The sequence below is a fragment of the Candidatus Lariskella endosymbiont of Hedychridium roseum genome, from assembly GCF_964020185.1.
In the GTDB taxonomy this organism is placed as follows: domain Bacteria; phylum Pseudomonadota; class Alphaproteobacteria; order Rickettsiales; family Midichloriaceae; genus Lariskella.
In genome coordinates this window covers 1,311,620-1,330,143 of the sequence record NZ_OZ026538.1, presented here as the reverse complement: position 1 = coordinate 1,330,143, position 18,524 = coordinate 1,311,620, and the positions used below count along the sequence as shown (strand labels likewise).

Annotated in this window: 15 protein-coding genes, 1 tRNA gene and 1 pseudogene; 4 read left to right on the top strand and 13 right to left on the bottom strand. The window is 35.4% G+C overall.

What is annotated here, in order from left to right:
• Window positions 1-268 precede the first annotated feature (268 nt).
• The 5 genes from recR to AACK98_RS06750 form a co-directional block, all read right to left on the bottom strand.
• Window positions 269-856 carry a recombination mediator RecR gene (gene recR, locus AACK98_RS06770; RefSeq protein WP_339040187.1) on the bottom strand — a complete coding sequence of 196 codons (588 nt, stop codon included), beginning with the start codon at window positions 854-856 and terminating at the stop codon, window positions 269-271.
• Window positions 856-2,244 carry a glutamate--tRNA ligase gene (gene gltX / locus AACK98_RS06765; RefSeq protein ID WP_339040185.1) on the bottom strand — a complete coding sequence of 463 codons (1,389 nt, stop codon included), beginning with the start codon at window positions 2,242-2,244 and terminating at the stop codon, window positions 856-858. The genes recR and gltX overlap by 1 nt, the downstream gene beginning before the upstream one ends.
• Window positions 2,245-2,913: 669 nt before the next feature.
• Entirely contained in the window at window positions 2,914-3,531 is a 618-nt protein-coding gene (gene rpsD / locus AACK98_RS06760) for a 30S ribosomal protein S4 (RefSeq protein WP_339040951.1), read from the bottom strand.
• 652 nt (window positions 3,532-4,183) lie between these two features.
• Complete coding sequence (locus tag AACK98_RS06755) at window positions 4,184-4,462, bottom strand: IS1 family transposase (RefSeq protein WP_339040346.1); 279 nt, start codon at window positions 4,460-4,462, stop codon at window positions 4,184-4,186.
• On the bottom strand, window positions 4,425-4,841 hold the full coding sequence (locus AACK98_RS06750) for a hypothetical protein (RefSeq protein ID WP_339040949.1): 417 nt from the start codon (window positions 4,839-4,841) through the stop codon (window positions 4,425-4,427). Before AACK98_RS06750 ends, AACK98_RS06755 begins: the two co-directional genes overlap by 38 nt.
• 502 nt (window positions 4,842-5,343) lie before the next feature.
• Here AACK98_RS06750 and AACK98_RS06745 point away from each other — a divergent pair.
• Window positions 5,344-5,420 (top strand) — tRNA-Ile (locus AACK98_RS06745).
• A gap of 118 nt (window positions 5,421-5,538) precedes the next feature.
• Entirely contained in the window at window positions 5,539-6,720 is a 1,182-nt protein-coding gene (nhaA, locus tag AACK98_RS06740; RefSeq protein ID WP_339040947.1) for a Na+/H+ antiporter NhaA, read from the top strand.
• Between the two features lie 522 nt (window positions 6,721-7,242).
• Here nhaA and AACK98_RS06735 read toward each other — a convergent pair.
• On the bottom strand, window positions 7,243-7,422 hold the full coding sequence (locus AACK98_RS06735) for a hypothetical protein (protein WP_339040945.1): 180 nt from the start codon (window positions 7,420-7,422) through the stop codon (window positions 7,243-7,245).
• A 444-nt stretch (window positions 7,423-7,866) separates the two neighbouring features.
• On the opposite strand from AACK98_RS06735, the gene uvrB reads away from it, so the two are divergent.
• Window positions 7,867-9,891 carry an excinuclease ABC subunit UvrB gene (uvrB, locus tag AACK98_RS06730; protein WP_339040943.1) on the top strand — a complete coding sequence of 675 codons (2,025 nt, stop codon included), beginning with the start codon at window positions 7,867-7,869 and terminating at the stop codon, window positions 9,889-9,891.
• Window positions 9,892-10,587: 696 nt separating this feature from the next.
• Here the strand turns inward: uvrB and AACK98_RS06725 are convergent.
• The 3 genes and pseudogenes from AACK98_RS06725 to tnpA all read right to left on the bottom strand — a co-directional run.
• Window positions 10,588-10,956: an IS1 family transposase gene (locus AACK98_RS06725; RefSeq protein ID WP_339042651.1), complete on the bottom strand. Its 369-nt coding sequence runs from the start codon at window positions 10,954-10,956 to the stop codon at window positions 10,588-10,590.
• On the bottom strand, window positions 10,863-11,246 hold the full coding sequence (locus AACK98_RS06720) for a hypothetical protein (RefSeq protein WP_339040941.1): 384 nt from the start codon (window positions 11,244-11,246) through the stop codon (window positions 10,863-10,865). The genes AACK98_RS06725 and AACK98_RS06720 overlap by 94 nt, the downstream gene beginning before the upstream one ends.
• 334 nt (window positions 11,247-11,580) lie before the next feature.
• A pseudogene (gene tnpA, locus AACK98_RS06715) lies at window positions 11,581-11,982 on the bottom strand (IS200/IS605 family transposase); the annotation flags it as partial.
• A 587-nt stretch (window positions 11,983-12,569) separates the two neighbouring features.
• On the opposite strand from tnpA, the gene AACK98_RS06710 reads away from it, so the two are divergent.
• On the top strand, window positions 12,570-14,651 hold the full coding sequence (locus AACK98_RS06710; RefSeq protein WP_339040939.1) for an LTA synthase family protein: 2,082 nt from the start codon (window positions 12,570-12,572) through the stop codon (window positions 14,649-14,651).
• 291 nt (window positions 14,652-14,942) lie between these two features.
• On the opposite strand, the gene AACK98_RS06705 is transcribed toward AACK98_RS06710, so the two are convergent.
• The 4 genes from AACK98_RS06705 to AACK98_RS06690 all read right to left on the bottom strand — a co-directional run bounded on the left by AACK98_RS06705 (window position 14,943) and on the right by AACK98_RS06690 (window position 18,517).
• Window positions 14,943-15,311, bottom strand: a complete 369-nt coding sequence (locus tag AACK98_RS06705) for an IS1 family transposase (RefSeq protein WP_339042637.1) — start codon at window positions 15,309-15,311, stop codon at window positions 14,943-14,945.
• The gene (locus tag AACK98_RS06700) at window positions 15,218-15,601 is read right to left on the bottom strand and encodes a hypothetical protein (protein ID WP_339040938.1); all 384 of its coding nucleotides are present in this window, start codon (window positions 15,599-15,601) and stop codon (window positions 15,218-15,220) included. The genes AACK98_RS06705 and AACK98_RS06700 overlap by 94 nt, the downstream gene beginning before the upstream one ends.
• Window positions 15,602-15,802: 201 nt before the next feature.
• Window positions 15,803-17,461: a ribonuclease J gene (locus tag AACK98_RS06695; RefSeq protein WP_339040936.1), complete on the bottom strand. Its 1,659-nt coding sequence runs from the start codon at window positions 17,459-17,461 to the stop codon at window positions 15,803-15,805.
• A 12-nt stretch (window positions 17,462-17,473) separates the two neighbouring features.
• Complete coding sequence (locus tag AACK98_RS06690) at window positions 17,474-18,517, bottom strand: rod shape-determining protein (protein ID WP_339040934.1); 1,044 nt, start codon at window positions 18,515-18,517, stop codon at window positions 17,474-17,476.
• Between the last annotated feature and the right edge of the window lie 7 nt (window positions 18,518-18,524).

Below are 18,524 nucleotides of genomic sequence, written 5' to 3'. Positions count from 1 at the left end.
TAGAATAAGCGCAAAAAACTTACTGATTTTGTGAAAGTAGCATTTTACAGCATAGAGCCAATTAATATATCCAAAAATTAGCGCAGGGCAGATCTAAAAGCTAATTTTTGTGCATTTAACTTCTACGCAAAAATTATTACTTAACAAAATCCATAAGATTTTTGGCAATTTTACCACTTTTTCTGCTGGATTTATGCGTACCATAATTGCTTGCAATCAAGATAAATCCTATGTCCTTTAGAGTTATGACGCAGGCGACTTTGTGAAATTAAAAATTCTGCCTAAGTTGAAATGCAACATTTAGTGTACCATCATCCATATATTCTAATTCTGCACCTATTGGAATTCCATGAGCCAGTTTTGTGATTTTTATATTGAGCCCAGTTAGCATTTCTGCTATGTAATGAGCGGTTGTTTGCCCCTCTAGTGTTGAGTTTGTGGCGAGTATGACTTCTTTGATCTCTTTCTCCACAACTTTATTTTTAATTGCAAACATGTTGAGAGTTTCTGGAGTACGATTATCAATTATTGATAAATTACCGCCAAGTACATGATAATGACCGTTATACAGCTTGCTGCGTTCTATCGCCCAAAGTTCCGATATACTCTCTACAACACATAGCACTTCAGCATCTCTCTCCATATCACTGCAAATTCCACAAGGCGAAACATCATCAAAATTATTACATTCTACGCATCTTTTAATGTCTTGAGAGGAACTAGCAAAGAGTTCTGAAAGACGCATCATCTTTTCTGGGTTTTGTAGTAGGTAAATGAATAATCTTCTAGCAGACCTCGGACCAAGCCCAGGCAATTTTGATATTAATGCAATTGTGTTATCTATAATCTGAGGCATCACTTTAACTCATTAATTCTACGCAATACCTCCTCTTTTCCGAGAACTTCCATAAATTCATAAATTCCTGGTGACTCAAAAGTGGCAATAATAAATGCTCTCAAAACTTGCATAACTAGTGCTGGTTTTATGGATAAAATCACCGCAACATTCACACCAATTGACTTCAAATTCCCAGCATCCCACTGTTTACACTCTGTGTATTCAGCAATAAGCTTCTGTATAAGCTCAGATCCACTATATGCATCGATCAACTCTTGCGATCTTGGATCAGTAGGACTTTTTTTCTCAATATATAGACATGCAAGGTCTGTTAATTGCTTCAAGGTATTTGCTCTTGTCTTGATTAGTTGCATTCCGGATAAAATCTTATCACTTACAGAACTGTTTTCAAGTAACAAACCGATTTTTTCCAACCTTTCTTTGAGTAAACCTAGAAGCTCAAAATCGTCTTTATGCTTGATATAATGTGCATTAACGTAATTTAATTTTTCTAAATCAAATCTAGCTGGAGAGTGAGTAATGTCAGAGAGCTGAAAGATTTCTGACACATCTTCTTTGGTAATTAATTCTATATCTCCTTTGCCCCAACCAAGCCTTAACAAATAATTGCACATAGCTTCTGGTAGATAACCCATTTCTCTGTATACATCTATTCCAAGAGCTCCATGCCGCTTTGAGAGTTTAGTACCATCGCTACCGTGTATTAGCGGTATATGTGCATAAGATGGTCTTTGCCAGCCTAGTGTATCATATATCTGGAGCTGACGAAACGTGTTTGTAAAATGATCATCCCCACGAATAATATGATTTACGCCAGAATCATAGTCATCAACAACTACAGCAAGCATGTATGTTGGAGTCCCATCTGACCTAAGTAGAACCATATCATCTAAGCTGTCGTTAGGCACAGAAACTCTTCCGTGCACGGCATCTTCCATTTCAGTTGAGCCATTTAGCGGTGCTTTTAGTCTTATGGTATATTTACCACTAGAAACATTACTATCTTTATCTCGCCATACACTACGAAACCTAATGGATGGATTACGTATTTTTGCATCTTCTATTTCTTGTGGACTCATATAGCAACGGTAAGCTTTCCCCATGCTAAGCATCATCTCAGCCACTTCTCTGTGACGCTCTACGCGGGTAGACTGCATCACATACTCTCCATCCCAAAATAGACCAAGCCATTCCATTCCACTCAAAATCGCATCAATAGCCTGCTTTGTAGATCTTTCTTTATCAGTATCTTCAATACGAAGCAAAAATCTACCACCAACAGACTTGCTAAAAAGCCAGTTAAAAAGTGCAGTACGCGCCCCACCGACATGAAGGAAACCCGTAGGAGATGGAGCAAATCTAGTTACTACTTGGTTAGATGTCATATTTGTTGTTTTGATTGGATATTGGATGCTACATTATAAGTTATCACTGACTAAAAAGCTTCCAATGCAGAGAAAAGTGACTGTGTTTAGTATGGAATTCATTATATATACTCGCTATATTTCAAAATTGGCGCATTAAAGATTGCTCATTATGTAGCCCATCCGTCAAAAATTGATTTGCGCAAGCAAATAAATTGTTGTGAAAAGTTAAATGTACAAAAATGAGCTTGACAGCAGCTCTGCGCTCACTTCCTGAGATATCATTTGTCCTGTACCTAGCAAATACTACTTAGGTACTGCCGACAAAGCCTCTTGCGCAACCCTTTTTGGTCTGATTTCCAAGTATTACTTCATTAATTTCTTCGCAAATATACCATAAAATCCTTAAGATTTTTGGCAATTTTACCACTTTTTCTGCTGGATTTTCGGGGCGCCATAATCGCTTGCAGCTAATATAAATCCTCCGCTTCGAAAGTTATGACGCAGGCGACTTAGTAAGGTCCATGCTACTTAAATATCTACCCATGATAGATGACGATTTAGCATTTATTCAGTATATACGAAGTGAGACTTCAAAAAAGCTAGGCAGAATGTGATGCACATGTATACATAATACATCAATATATATGCAGTATTTACATACTCTTGGCGTGCAAGTGAAATCAGCTATTATCTTGAGTAAAATTCAATGACAAGATGTGGCTCCATCTGCAATGCATATGGAATTTCCTCAAGCACAGGTGTCCTTACATATCTTCCAGATAATTTACTTTGATCAAACTCTATATAATCAGGAATAGATCCAACGCTTTGCAAAGCAGATTGAATTATTAGAAGATTTTTTGAGCATTCTCTAACTTCAACAACATCTCCTACTTTAAGTCTGTAGCTAGCTATGTTCACCACTTTTCCGTTTACCATGACATGCTTATGGTTCACAAACTGACGCGCAGCAAATATAGTAGGAACAACTCCCATTCTATAAATAAATGCATCAAGCCTAGACTCAAGGAGAGCTACTAAATTCTGCCCAGTATCTCCCTTTCTTCTAACCGCTTCTGCATATATGCCGCGGAACTGGCTCTCAGTAATATCTCCATAATACTTCCTGAGCTTTTGCTTCGCTTTAAGCTGCTCTCCGTAATCGCTGAGCTTTCTATATCCCATGGAACCGTGAACACCTGGCGGATAATTTTTATTGTTGTTTACAGGGTCTTTTACAGAACCCCAGAGACTTGCCCCTAGCCTACGGCTAATTCCGAACTTTCTATTATGACGCTTAGACACAGCACCTCAAGATAAAACTGATTGATAATTGCACTTAAAATCCTCCCTTCTACCAAGGAATGACGGAGAAGATTTTAAATTTAAGAGTCCACTTTGTCAATTTAAATCCTGCCATGAGTAATATAGATCTATTCTTATGGAATCATTTCCCTTGAATGCCTTCATATATCCTGAATCTACTCATCTATCACTATAGTAAAAAGATAATAGACCTCTTGCATAACCTCATTCTGAGGTAGAAATTCTTATAGAGTAGATTTTTGCAAAACGTCACCAAACAATGATCCACGTGAGTGTTTTTATGTTTTAGTGACAATCAAATCACGGTTTGGAACAGGTTATGCAAGAGGTCTAATACATATTATAGATTTTTTATATTAAGCTAGCAATAGAGAGCTAACGTACCATAGGCTAACTTGAGAAATAAGATTTTTTGTTCAGTAGGCTAGATTTTTCAATTCTACCTTACATGATATTTTTATACTGCCTTGACATACACCATTTTACAACTTTAGTAGTTGCTTACAACATATCCACTTGCAAAAATCGTTGAATTTTATATTTCAAAAACTTTAGAAATGTTGCTCCTGACTCAATTTTCACACATTATACTGTTAATAAAGGTGCTTGCGTGATGATTTTTTTAGAGTTTTCACATAAAGATAGATAAGAGCTGTTCTTGATATTGTTTGAATATTTGTGTAATAGTAAGAGCGCACCAAAGCTTGATGGATCCGTATACCATTGACTCTTTTTTAGAAACGATTTTAGTGCGCCGTGTCATTCGGCATAAATGATGTCGCGTGTTGCTATTATCTCTCTCGATACATACTGTGCCAGACTTTCCAATTGTATGACGCTCTTTGGGTAAAATTTTAGAAAAAGCATCCCAATCATCCGTATAAAAATGACATTCTTTCAGATGACTCACTTTTTGTAGAGCTTTTGGAATGTTGCAGTATCACGATTGCCTGTAACCCAGGCAAATGTTCTCCTTGTACTACGATCAACTGCCTTAATGATCCAAAGCTTGTTTTTTTTGAACCAATAAAATGCCACATCTCGTCGAATTCCATCTCCATAATATCCGAAGAGACACCTGGCTCCTGAGTCTTGCCCATCGCCTCTACTACCCAGCGATAAATTATGGACGGCGAATGCCATAATATCTTGCATAACATAGAAAAAGAGCCATTACCAAGACTATATAGCATAACGCATAATGCTTTCTTAACAGCTGTTTGAGGCTTCTTGCCCAGATCGCCCTCAACAAAATTTAGAACATGATCTGCACTTATAACGCTGTACACCCCCTCACAATGCCATTCTTTACAAAGATATCAGAGCAACATCCCTTACAACAAACCATAAAACCACTCTTTAGTTTTTAAAAAAGTGATCATATCATACTTCTATCTAATTGTGAAAACTCTCGATTTTTGAAGTATGACTAGTTTTCTGCCTATAAGAAATGAAGAGTTGGTATTTAACTTTTGCACATATGAAGTTAGGCTTCAAAAAGAGCTGGGAAGAGTCAAAGGAGAATTTGTATAATCAATACATAACGCTACAAGGACCTGACGATGCCAATTTTGCAAAGTATGAGAGTGTATAATTGCATTAAAATATCTTTAAGTACTTTTTACTTATCACTTCAAACTTTAGAGAAATAATTCATTAATCTGTTACAGTAAGATAAATAGAATGATGTCATGAAGTATATATAGTTGATTTTTTATTAGAAAGTTGCTAAGAAGAATCTTGGCGTATAGTAGAAGATGTTAGAGCGTCAATTGGAGATAAATTTTAGATGGGTTTGTAGCTCAGGTGGTTAGAGCGCACGCCTGATAAGCGTGAGGTCGGAGGTTCAACTCCTCCCAGACCCACCATCTTAATATTTGACTTTTACTTTTGCTGACTTGGTTTTGAATACCGAAGATTGTGATAAGAAATGTGATAGGTCAGCTATTTAACTAATATCTAATAATTCATATCACACTTGAGCATATGATAGTAACTAGATTGGCAAATTTTGGGCTCATTCTACATAGAGCAGTCGAAAAAGGTGTATTATTATTTGGCTCTGCTATATTTGCACTTCTAATTGCGAATTCTCATTATTTTGACGTTTATAATGCGATTTTGCACGAACAATTTACTCTTTCTTTTGGCAACCATGCTTTTAAATTATCATTAGAGTATTGGATAAATGACTTCTTAATGGCAATATTCTTTTTAGTTGTTGGTACTGAGATAAAACGAGAGTTAATTGCCGGTCATCTTGCAAACCCTGAGCAAAGGTTACTTCCTGTCGTTGCTGCTATTGGGGGCGTGCTGGTTCCTATTTTAATATATTTGACCTTTAACTATAATGACCACGTGAAAGTAAGGGGTTGGGCTATCCCCGCCGCTACTGATATAGCCTTTGCACTTGGTGTACTGCTACTCTTTGGAAAATCTCTTCCAGCTCAGCTCAAGATTTTTCTGACAGCCCTTGCAATAATAGATGATCTGATTGCAATAGTAATGATTGCTTTCTTTTATACAGAGACAATAATCTGGTATTATTTAGCTTGTGTAGCAGTTTGTGTGCTGGTTCTATTGCTTTTAAATCGCTATAAAGTAGCGTATATTCCAGTTTACTTGCTTGTTGGACTCATTATGTGGTACTGCTGCTATATGTCTGGCATACATGCAACAATCGCTGGTGTAATCCTTGGATTTTCCATCCCGCTTTATATTGATGAAAATTATTCACCACTGAGATCTTTAGAACATGCCCTCACACCATTTGTTTCTTATATTATTTTACCTATGTTTGCATTTGCAAATAGCGGCATTTTATTGTCAGACCTTTCATTCAATAGTATATTTAACTCAATTACTCTTGGTATAATATTTGGATTATTTTTTGGTAAACAGATTGGTATTTTTGGCACTATATTTCTCTTGGTGAAGTGTGGAGTAGTGAAGCTACAGCAGAAGGTTTCAATGCTGCATTACTACGTTGTATCTATAATGTGTGGCATAGGTTTTACAATGAGCCTGTTCATTGGAATACTATCTTTTGAAAATCAGATGTATTTGTCTAGCGCCAAAATTGGTGTAATGTTAGGCTCAGCCTTATCTTGTGTATATTGTGGTATTGTAATGCTAATCGTAAAATTATGCTCTTTTGAGCATGATTAGCTGCAAGGCATATATAAATAATATATCTTCGATCAATGAAAAGAGTTGCTATTTCATCGATTTGTTACGCACATTAATTTTTCTGAAAGTTGAATATACGAAAATTAGCTTGAAAGCACACATAGGCTAATTTTCTGGTATGTAATTTGTCCTGTACCTAGCAAATACTACTTAACAAAGTCCATAAGGCTTTTGGCAATTTTATCACTTTTTCTGCGGGACTTTCGGTGCATCATAATAACTTGAAACCGACATAAATCCTCAAGTCTTAGAGTTATGACGCAAGTGACTCAGAAGAATGAAAGTGCGCAAGTAGCACTGCCTTCATAAGTTGGGCGCGAGGATTTTAATAGCATAATTTTTTAGAGTGCATAGAAAATCAGGCCAAAAAGTCCTGCGCAAGTGGCTTTGCCGGCAGCGTCTACATAAGAAGCATTTTAAAGATGCCAATTTTGAAAAGTACGACGAATATTACTTTATTCTATTGATATCGCATAAGCGATTATAGATTGAAACGACCGATTATTCTTCTATTTTTTTTCGGACATCATCTGGAATGTTGTCCTTATATAAGTTATACATGAATTTTTCGTATAGACTGAAATCTTTGTATTTTTTACCACTTGGTATAGAGAAGTTGTGCATTGCACTGCTTGAACCGTGTTGCATAAATTGAAAAGAAGAAAATAAATCATTATCCACTTTTTTTCTTTCCTTGTTGTATTGACAGTACAAGTAAACTATGAGCAGCAATGCACCTATATTCACAATTTTGCTATTAAATGAGATCATAGAATGTTTTTAAAGTAATAATAATGCGTAACAAAAACCAGTAAGCGGCCCACCTCCATAAACTATGTGGCAACAGAAGTAGAAAGCTTGTAGTACATATACCAGCATGCAAATGAAGAGTTGGCGTTTATTATGTACATACTAAATTAAACTTTAAAAAGAGCCATGAAGAATGCTGGCATATGTGTATACACATAAAATAACATAAGGAGTATTTTGACAACGCCAATTTTGAAAAGTATGACTAGTATATACAAAGCAATGCCAAACTTCTTTGCAAAGATTTGCCATAAAAACGGCTCAACATTTAATCAATATAGCATATTAAAAAGAGATAAGTAGCAAAAACTTCACATGCAAAAAAACACATTTAATCTACATACAGAATTTTTACCAGCAGGCGATCAACAAAAAGCCATAGACTATTTAGTAAAAAATATAGACCAAGAAGCAAAAGATCAGGTATTACTTGGAATCACTGGTTCTGGCAAAACATTTACTATGGCAAATGTGATAGCGAAAACAAATAGGCCTACCATCATTATGGCTCATAATAAAACATTGGCGGCACAGTTATATTCTGAGATGAAAGGTTTTTTTCCTAATAATGCAGTAGAATATTTTGTTTCATATTACGACTATTATCAACCTGAGGCATATATTCCAAAGAGAGATCTATATATAGAGAAGGATGCAAGTATAAATGATAGGTTAGATTTACTTAGGCACTCTGCGACCAGAGCATTACTTGAAAGACAAGATGTAATAGTAGTTGCTTCTGTTTCCTGCATATATGGACTTGGTGCGCCAGAGCTCTATCTAAAAATGACTCAAAAGCTTGAAGCTGGTATGAAGCTTTCTAGAGAAGCATTGATAGAAAAGTTAGTGGAGCTGCACTATAAGAGAAATGATACCAGCTTTGAACGCGGTACATTTAGGGTTAGAGGAGAAAATATAGACATTTTCCCATCGCACTATCAAGATAGGGCTTGGAAAGTTACATTTTTTGGCAATGAAATAGAGAAAATTAATGAATTTGATCCAATTAATAATAAACGTACAAACACTTTATCTGAGATAACTATATTTGCCAATAGCCACTATGTAACACCGAGACCAACCCTTCAACAGGCCACTCGCCTTATCAAGCATGAGATGCAGCAAAGAGTAAAATATTTTGAAAATCAAAATAGGATGCCTGAAGCGTTTCGTATTGAACAAAGAGTGAAATTTGACTTGGAGATGATGCTAGAAACTGGTAGTTGCAATGGAATAGAGCATTATTCAAGGTATTTGTCTGGTAAAGAGCCAGGAGAGCCACCTCCAACTCTTTTTGAATATTTACCTAAAAATGCATTATTGTTTGTGGATGAAAGTCATGTGACTCTTCCACAAGTCGCCGCAATGTTTAATGGCGATAAAGTGCGTAAAGCAAATTTAGTTGAATATGGTTTCAGGTTACCATCTGCAAAAGATAATAGACCTCTGAAATTTGAAGAATGGGATACAATGCGCCCTCAAACTATTTTTGTCTCAGCAACTCCAGGAAAAATAGAACTTGAGTTAGCTGGAGACAAATGTATAGAGCAGGTAATAAGACCAACAGGACTTTTAGACCCTGTATGTATAATCAGACCAATTGAGACGCAGGTTGATGATTTATTAAATGAATGTAGAATTGCTGCTGAAAATAACGAGCGTGTTATGGTCACTACGCTTACAAAAAAAATGGCAGAAGATCTTGCAGACTATCTAGCAAATATAGGTGTAAAGGCTATATATCTTCACTCTGAAATACAGACTCTTGAAAGAGTAGAAATTATAAATAAGTTACGTATTGGCATTGTAGATGTATTAGTTGGAGTAAATTTATTAAGAGAAGGCTTGGATATCCCCGAATGTTCACTAGTTGCCATACTTGATGCAGATAAAGAGGGCTTTTTACGCTCAGAGACATCGCTCATACAAACTATCGGAAGAGCTGCACGAAATGCTAAAGGAAGAGTAATACTCTATGCAGATCGCATTACAAACTCTTTGGAGAAAGCTTTGAGCGAAACTGAAAGGAGGAGAAAAATACAAGAAACATATAATGAAGTGCATGGTATAACACCAGTTTCTGTCAAGAAAAAAGTAAGTGACGCTATCAATGAAGCGCTTGAGATTCTTGGAGCCACTGAAAATGGCGCAAAAATTTACAAAGATGATTCTTTAGACTTTAAAAAACTTAGTATAAGAGAAATAGAGAGAAGTATAGAGCGCATTAGATCTCAGATGCTTGCTGCAGCTAAAGACCTTGATTTTGAGCTCGCGGCTGAACTTAGAGATAAAATAATTACTCTGCAACAGTTCTTGATAGAAGCTGGCGTAGAAGAATAATACTAATTTCCTAGATGCCGCGCTCAAGGTCAGTGCCCGCGCGAGGATTTTAAGAGCATGATTTTTTAGAATGCCAGCGCCATATATAACAGCTTAACTTCAAAATTTTTTAGTTTTATAGGAAATGCTATTGGAAATTATATTATATTATGATCATAAAAATTGCTCTTATATTATCAAAGCAGTATAAATGACTTTTTATCGAATAAATCAATAAATTTATTATATATCGCGACGCCAAATTTAAAATTTAGGTGATAATACGCAATTTAACAATAAATAATTATGTAGTATTATAATAAGATGCTATAATCAAATTATGGTTGTATAGAATCGAGTACAGCGAAGCTTATCAGCAAGATAATGCTCAAAAGCATGATCTTTGCCAATTTTCGCTAAAAATACGAATGAGAATTGCAAAATTCTGCATAATCTCGGAATTAGCCTCGATTACCGCCTGTTTTCACAAGAATCATAGAATCCTTGCTTGTTTTGATATCTAAGCAAGCAAATTATGTCCTAGGCGCTGCCTTAAGTAAGTGCACGCGCATGAATTTGAAGGGCATGATTTTTTAGAGTGCAAGTGAATTTTCGAGTCAAATATTATATATTTGCGAAGAAATTGACGAAGTAATGCCAACTACCACAAATAACAACATATATTTGCTGTTTATTTTTTAGAAAATTTGAGAGTTTTCACATAAAGATAGATAAGAGCTGTTCTTGATATTGTTTGAATATTTGTGTAATAGTAAGAGCGCACCAAAGCTTGATGGATCCGTATACCATTGACTCTTTTTTAGAAACGATTTTAGTGCGCCGTGTCATTCGGCATAAATGATGTCGCGTGTTGCTATTATCTCTCTCGATACATACTGTGCCAGACTTTCCAATTGTATGACGCTCTTTGGGTAAAATTTTAGAAAAAGCATCCCAATCATCCGTATAAAAATGACATTCTTTCAGATGACTCACTTTGTTGTAGAGCTTTTGGAATGTTGCAGTGTCATGATTGCCTGTAACCCAGGCAACGGTTCTCCTTGTACTACGATCAACTGCCTTAATGATCCAAAGCTTGTTTTTTTTGAACCAATAAAATGCCACATCTCGTCGAATTCCATCTCCATAATATCCGAAGAGACAACTGGCTCCTGAGTCTTGCCCATCGCCTCTACTACCCAGCGATAAATTATGGACGCCGAATGCCCTAATATCTTGCATAACATAGAAAAAGAGCCATTACCAAGACTATATAGCATAACGCATAATGCTTTCTTAACAGCTGTTTGAGGCTTCTTGCCCAGATCGCCCTCAACAAAATTTAGAACATGATCTGCACTTATAACGCTGTACACCCCCTCACAATGCCATTCTTTACAAAGATATCAGAGCAACATCCCTTACAACAAACCATAAAACCACTCTTTAGTTTTTAAAAAAGTGATCATATCATACTTCTATCTAATTGTGAAAACTCTCAAAATTATTTATCAATTTTTGAGAGTCTATGGTTGTTTTATTTGTATCTTTGTTACATCCAAGCAGCATAAGACTTACGAGCAATAATGATACAAAAAATCTACACATAGCCATTTAAAAATATTGCATAAATAAGATATAAATCAATTACTACCGGCTAAAGCGCGGTAGTTTGTGTAACGCTTGCAAAGCAGATTAAAGGCGTAAACGCTAAAACTCTGATATTCTAAAATCATCTTTTTTGTGATGTTCCTCATGCTGTTCTATATATTTTTGCACTTCTTCTGAATTCACATTGCCAACTGTCACAACAAAATACCCTCTGGCCCAAAGATGTTGTCCCCAATACCGCTTACGGAGCAGTGCAAATTCCTGTAGCAACTTACGACTACTTATACCTTTAATATATTGCACAGCTTTAGATATTGATATACTAGGCGGAACCAATGCTAATATATGTACGTGATCAGGACTCATACTGCCACTAATTATATTTATGTAATTAGCAGCACATATTTCTCGGATTACTTCCCTAGTTCTAATCGCAACTTGCCCAGTTAAAACTCTATACCTATACTTAGTACAAAATACTATATGATACTTTAGGTCATATAGGCTGTGGGATCATCTCCTATATTCCATTCGTCCTCCCTTAGCACATTTCCTAGATAACTAATACTAAAGTGTTCGCCTAAAGGCGAGGGTGTTAACCATATCACATATAACTACATAAACTTAATATTATCAAGCGATATGTCGCCGATATTGCGATTTTAATATCAATTAAACACGAATCTATCTCTATCTAACCATAAGTAAATTATAAAAAGCATAATCACCTTATTATATCTAAAAGTCACAATACAATGAGTATATATAACAGGCGAATATATCATATTACATACAAATCCTTTTAAAGATACAATTTACGATACGTATTATTCAAGCTAATTATAAATCCTTATGGAGTTTTTATATTTGCAATATGATTATTGCAAATATTTTAATATATTAAGAGTATGTTAAATCTCATTTATGCATCTATAATACTGTTTGCATTACATTACTATGATGATATAAGGGACTTTGATATGTTGATTGTTTGTTAAATATTTTAGAGAATGGTTTATTGCTTGCAAATTCTCAGGTCACTTCGATTAAAAGACATAATGTATATAAAATGGCACTATTTGCTCCATTTGCAACTCATCAAGCCTTTTTTCATTTTTTTTCTTTTGATACAGTTTTGTGTACGCTTATGGCTGATAATTAGCGAATACCATAATATTAAGGAAGATCAGTGTTGTATATTTTATGTTTTTTTATGTGGAACTATAGAGGATATATGCATATTTATATGCCTTCTTACTATAACCTTCATTTTTCTCTCCCTTCCATTCAAAAAAGCAGCGTTCTCTAGATTATATAACGTAATTGTATTATTTTTTCTTGTTTCATTCGTATATCTTATAGCAACAGCAGAATATTTTTTCTGGGCTGAATTTCATAATCGTTTTAATTTTATTGCGATAGATTACTTGATTTATACAAAAGAGGTGATAGCAAATATCAGAGAATCATATTCTTTATATGTAATATTCTCTACAATACTTGTATTACCTTTGATTACTACATTTCTTTTATCAATGAATCTATGGAAAAAGAATATAAATAGTCTTTTATGTTTTAATCTCACTATTTTATATCGCGGGATTGCACTATGCGCTTTAGCAATCTTTTTATATGTTACTTCTGAGCAGTATCTATATGATATTAATAACCAGTATCTAAATGAAATTGCAAAAAATGGGTACCATGCCCTGCTTTCTGCACTTCAAGAAAGTGAACTTTCATATGATGACTTTTATCTACAAAGAGAAGAAAAGGATTTACTAAAGCGTTTAAGAGCTGAAATCATAACTCCAAATAGCAGATTTCTTAATGATGTCATTATGAGAGAGATAAAAGAAGAAGGTCCTGAAAAAAGATATAATGTAATGCTTATAGTTGTTGAGAGTTTGAGCGCAGAATTTTTATCTGCTTTTGGTGATAAACAGAATCTAACTCCTTATTTAAATGACCTTGTCAAAGAATCAATATTATTTACTAATTTATATGCAGTTGGAATAAGAACAGCATATGGTCTCTCCGCGCTAAACTTATCAATACCACCAATTCCTGGCCATGCAATAATCCAAAGATTACATAATGAGAATTTATTTTCATTAGGATATATCTTAAATAGCAAAGGATATGAAAGTAAATTTATACAAGGTGGAGATAGTAACTTTGATAATATGCGTTACTTTTTTTCGAATAACGGATATGAAGTTATAGATAGAAGTAATTTTGCGGAGGAGGAAGTAACATTTTCAAATGCGTGGGGAGTTTGTGATGAAGATTTATTTAATAAAGTGATTAGAGAGAGCAACAAATCGCACTCAAGAAATAAGCCTTTCTTTAATATGATTGCGACAATATCAAATCATACGCCTTTTACATATCCAGATAACAAAATAGATACTCCATTAAATAATAAAAGGAAAGGAGCTATTAAATATACAGACTATGCAATAAAACAATTTATTGAAAATGCTAAAACTCAAGCCTGGTTTGATAATACAATTTTTGTTATAACAGCTGATCATACTGCAAATAGTGCTGGAAAAGTAGAATTAGACCCTGTCAAATATAACATACCCATGATTATTTATGCGCCTAAAATTATTCCAACTATTGATTCATCAACAAAGCTAAATTGCTTAGAAAATAAAAAGGAAAATAGACTTCTTCGGAAATTTGTTCCAGTTACGCAAGTGAAAGGAGCATATGGAGCTGTGGAGCACAGTGTACAAAAAATACATGAGCATCCTGAAGTTAAGGATGTGACAAAGCAATGTGCCGCTGGAATAGAGTTTCAGAAGGAGTCTAATATTACAAAATACTCTGGCATGTATGTTGATCAACTCATTAGTCAGATTGATATAGCACCTACAATACTTGGAATGCTAAACATGAGTTATAACAGCACATTTTATGGAAAGAATGCATTAAAAGATGACATAAACAGAAGCTTTATTTCAAACTATCAAAAGCTTGGATACTTGACAGATAAATCGCTTTTTATATTAAAGCCACAAAAGTTGTACTCTCACTATAAATTAGATAAAAATAATGTTGTATCGGAGCTAATCAAAGATTCTACACCATTAGAAACAGCACTTTGCTACTTTCAAATTGCATCAAAATGGCGAAAATTTAACTCTATTTCGGTCGACTAGAAAGTCACATCCTACTTTGATGTTTAGCTTATATGCAAAAATACATTAGACCTCTTGCATAACCTCATTCTGAGGTAGAAATTCTTATAGAGTAGATTTTTGCAAAACGTCACCAAACAATGATCCACGTGAGTGTTTTTATGTTTTAGTGACAATCAAATCACAGTTTGGAACAGGTTATGCAAGAGGTCTATTAATTAGTAAGCACGCTTAAAAGTCTCAAAACAAGCATGAAATGATGCCACGAGTGTCAAAATAGCGCTTTAAATCCGTAAAAAAATGTGAGAGTTTTCACATAAAGATAGATAAGAGCTGTTCTTGATATTGTTTGAATATTTGTGTAATAGTAAGAGCGCACCAAAGCTTGATGGATCCGTATACCATTGACTCTTTTTTAGAAACGATTTTAGTGCGCCGTGTCATTCGGCATAAATGATGTCGCGTGTTGCTATTATCTCTCTCGATACATACTGTGCCAGACTTTCCAATCGTATGACGCTCTTTGGGTAAAATTTTAGAAAAAGCCTCCCAATCATCCGTATAAAAATGACATTCTTTCAGATGACTCACTTTGTTGTAGAGCTTTTGGAATGTTGCAGTATCATGATTGCCTGTAACCCAGGCAACTGTTCTCCTTGTACTACGATCAACTGCCTTAATGATCCAAAGCTTGTTTTTTTTGAACCAATAAAATGCCACATCTCGTCGAATTCCATCTCCATAATATCCGAAGAGACAACTGGCTCCTGAGTCTTGCCCATCGCCTCTACTACCCAGCGATAAATTATGGACGGCGAATGCCCTAATATCTTGCCTAACATAGAAAAAGAGCCATTACCAAGACTATATAGCATAACGCATAATGCTTTCTTAACAGCTGTTTGAGGCTTCTTGCCCAGATCGCCCTCAACAAAATTTAGAACATGATCTGCACTTATAACGCTGTACACCCCCTCACAATGCCATTCTTTACAAAGATATCAGAGCAACATCCCTTACAACAAACCATAAAACCACTCTTTAGTTTTTAAAAAAGTGGTCATATCATACTTCTATCTAATTGTGAAAACTCTCGAAAATGTTATAATAAACGCAAAAAACTTACGGATTTTGTGAAAGTATTCTTCATGAATAAACAGAAAGTTGCTATATTAAACCCTTATTATATTTACTACTATCTCAGGTCTTTTGCCTATTTGTTGTTTTAATATACTACGCACTATACTCACTGTAGTTTTTTCTATTGCCTTATCTGGCAAACGACCCGAAGATTTAAGCGCAGAATTTAGTTCTTTCGATATCATGTCTAAAAGTTCACTATCAGTAGAATACTCCAAAACGCCTGGCGCATTTATTCTCGGCTTTTTCACCATGACATTCTTACTATATAGTAAGTTAGCTACAACCAACCCATGATCGCGCATAGAACGGCGTTTTCTTATGATTGTACTATCTGAATCTATCAAACAATATCCATCTACAAGTGTATAACCTGACTCTACTACTCCTATTTTTATAGGGTTTGGTGAGTTTATTTGGAATACATCTCCATTTGCAATCTCAACTGCATGTTTGCAACCCTTTGACCTAGCAAGCTTAGCATGCTCATGAATATGTATTGCTTCACCGTGCACAGGAATAGCAATTTGAGGTCTAATCAAATCATACATCCTAGATACTTCATCTCTAGCAGGATGACCTGAGACGTGTACAAAATGATCCCTCTCTGTTAGAACTTCTATACCTTTTCTACAAAACTTATTAAATAACGCATATATTTTCTTCTCGTTTCCTGGGATGATCTTAGAAGAAAAGATTATAACATCTCCTTCATGCAGTTTAATGTTTGGATGCGTCTCATCAACCATCTTATTAGTTGCTGCAAGTAACTCTCCTTGACAACCTGTGCAAATTATTAAAACCTCATGCCTTTTAAATTGGCTGATTTGAGAATCTGGTAAAAATTCTGGCAAATCTTTGAGATATCCAGAAGCGATTGCTGCTCTATAAAGCCTCCAAAGAGATCTGCCAGCAAGTATTATCCTCCTACCAGACTCTGCTGCTGCCGTCGCTATTGCAGAAAGTCTTGCTATATTTGAAGCAAAGGTTGTTATAACAATCATTTTGTTCTCAAAGCCGCTTATTATCTCATGCAAGCTCTCTTGTAGCGCTCCCTCAGACCCTGACCAACCATGATTGAATATATTGGTTGAATCCCCGACCATAGCCAGCACTCCTTCATCACCAAGTGACTTGAGCTTTACTTCATCAGTTGCTTGTCCAATTAGTGGATCACGGTCAAGCTTCCAGTCTCCTGTGTGAAATATGTTTCCTTTATCTGTTCTTATCATTAGACCATTCATTTCAGGAATAGAGTGAGTAATATGAATCATCTCTACATTAAAAGGTCCTATATCAACCTTTTTGTTGGACAACATTTCATGTATAACAACATCATGTCCCAACCCTGCTTCAAGCATTTTTGCTTTTAGAACTTCTGATGTGAATTTCGTTGTATATATTGGACATTTGAAATCTGTCCAAAAGTATTGCACTCCTCCAATATGGTCTTCATGCGCATGCGTTAATACAAGTCCTACTACATCTTCTGCATATTTTGATATAAAACTAACATTAGGAACAACTACATCTACTCCTGGGAAGTTACCATCTGCAAATCCTATACCTAAATCTACCATTAACCATTTTCCTTTATGGTAGTAAAGGTTTAAATTCATGCCAATCTCTCCGGCACCGCCTAACGGCAAAAATAACAAATCGTTATAATACTTTTTAAAATCTAAGCTCATTTCTTATCTGAATTAATCTTGTTTAAATAAAACGTGTTTTAAAAGTTGGAAATTTTCAAGCACTTTTCCAGTTCCAAGCACAACACATGTTAACGCATCTTCCGCTATATATACAGGAATCCCAGTTGCAGATTGTATTACTACATCTAAGCCTTTGAGCAGGGCCCCACCTCCTGTCAGCATTATTCCACGAGTTACTATGTCTGATGAAAGTTCAGGCGGCGCAGACTCAAGCACAGTCTTCACAGTCGCTATAATCTGGTTAATTGGCTCATGCAAGCTTTCCGCTATTTTTTCTTCTGTCAGTACTATTTCTTTTGGAATTCCATGCAGTAGATCTCTGCCTTTGATCTGCATACTGTTTGCTTTACTCATCTTGGAAGTTGGATTTGCAGAGCCAATCTCTTTTTTAATTTTCTCGGCAGTAGATTCCCCTATAAGCAGATTATGATATCGTTTTATATAAGAGATGATTGCTTCATCCATTGTATCCCCACCGACACGTACAGACTTTGCAGTCACAACCCCGCCAAGTGATATAATCCCAACTTCAGTAGTTCCTCCTCCTATATCCACAACCATACAACCAGTTGGCTCTGTAACTGGAAGATTTGCTCCTATAGCAGCTGCCATAGGTTCTTGTATTAAATATACTTCTCTTGCTCCTGCACTCTCCACCGCATCTTGTATCGCTCTTCTTTCAACAGGTGTCGAACCGTATGGAACGCATATAATTACTCTTGGTCTTGCAAAAAAACTTTTATCATGAACTTTTATGATAAAATGTTTAACCATCTCTTCAGCAGCCTTAAAATCTGCTATTACTCCGTCTTTTAATGGTCTTATAGCGTGAATCTCTGTAGGAGTACGTCCAAGCATCATCTTTGCTTCTTGTCCAAATGCATATGGAACCATCGTACCTCTATGATTTAACAATGCAACTACGGAAGGCTCATCTAACATTATCCCTTTTCCTGGGATATAAACCAAAGTGTTCGCCGTCCCCAGATCTATAGCCATATCCAGCGAAAATAAACTAAAAAAAGCGTTAAACATAAAAGTT

Coding starts and splice junctions, on each gene's coding strand:
- recR (WP_339040187.1), bottom strand. CDS start 856: ATGCCTCAGATTATAGATAACACAATTGCATTAATATCAAAATTGCCT.
- gltX (WP_339040185.1), bottom strand. CDS start 2,244: ATGACATCTAACCAAGTAGTAACTAGATTTGCTCCATCTCCTACGGGT.
- nhaA (WP_339040947.1), top strand. CDS start 5,539: ATGATAGTAACTAGATTGGCAAATTTTGGGCTCATTCTACATAGAGCA.
- uvrB (WP_339040943.1), top strand. CDS start 7,867: ATGCAAAAAAACACATTTAATCTACATACAGAATTTTTACCAGCAGGC.
- AACK98_RS06695 (WP_339040936.1), bottom strand. CDS start 17,461: ATGAGCTTAGATTTTAAAAAGTATTATAACGATTTGTTATTTTTGCCG.
- AACK98_RS06690 (WP_339040934.1), bottom strand. CDS start 18,517: ATGTTTAACGCTTTTTTTAGTTTATTTTCGCTGGATATGGCTATAGAT.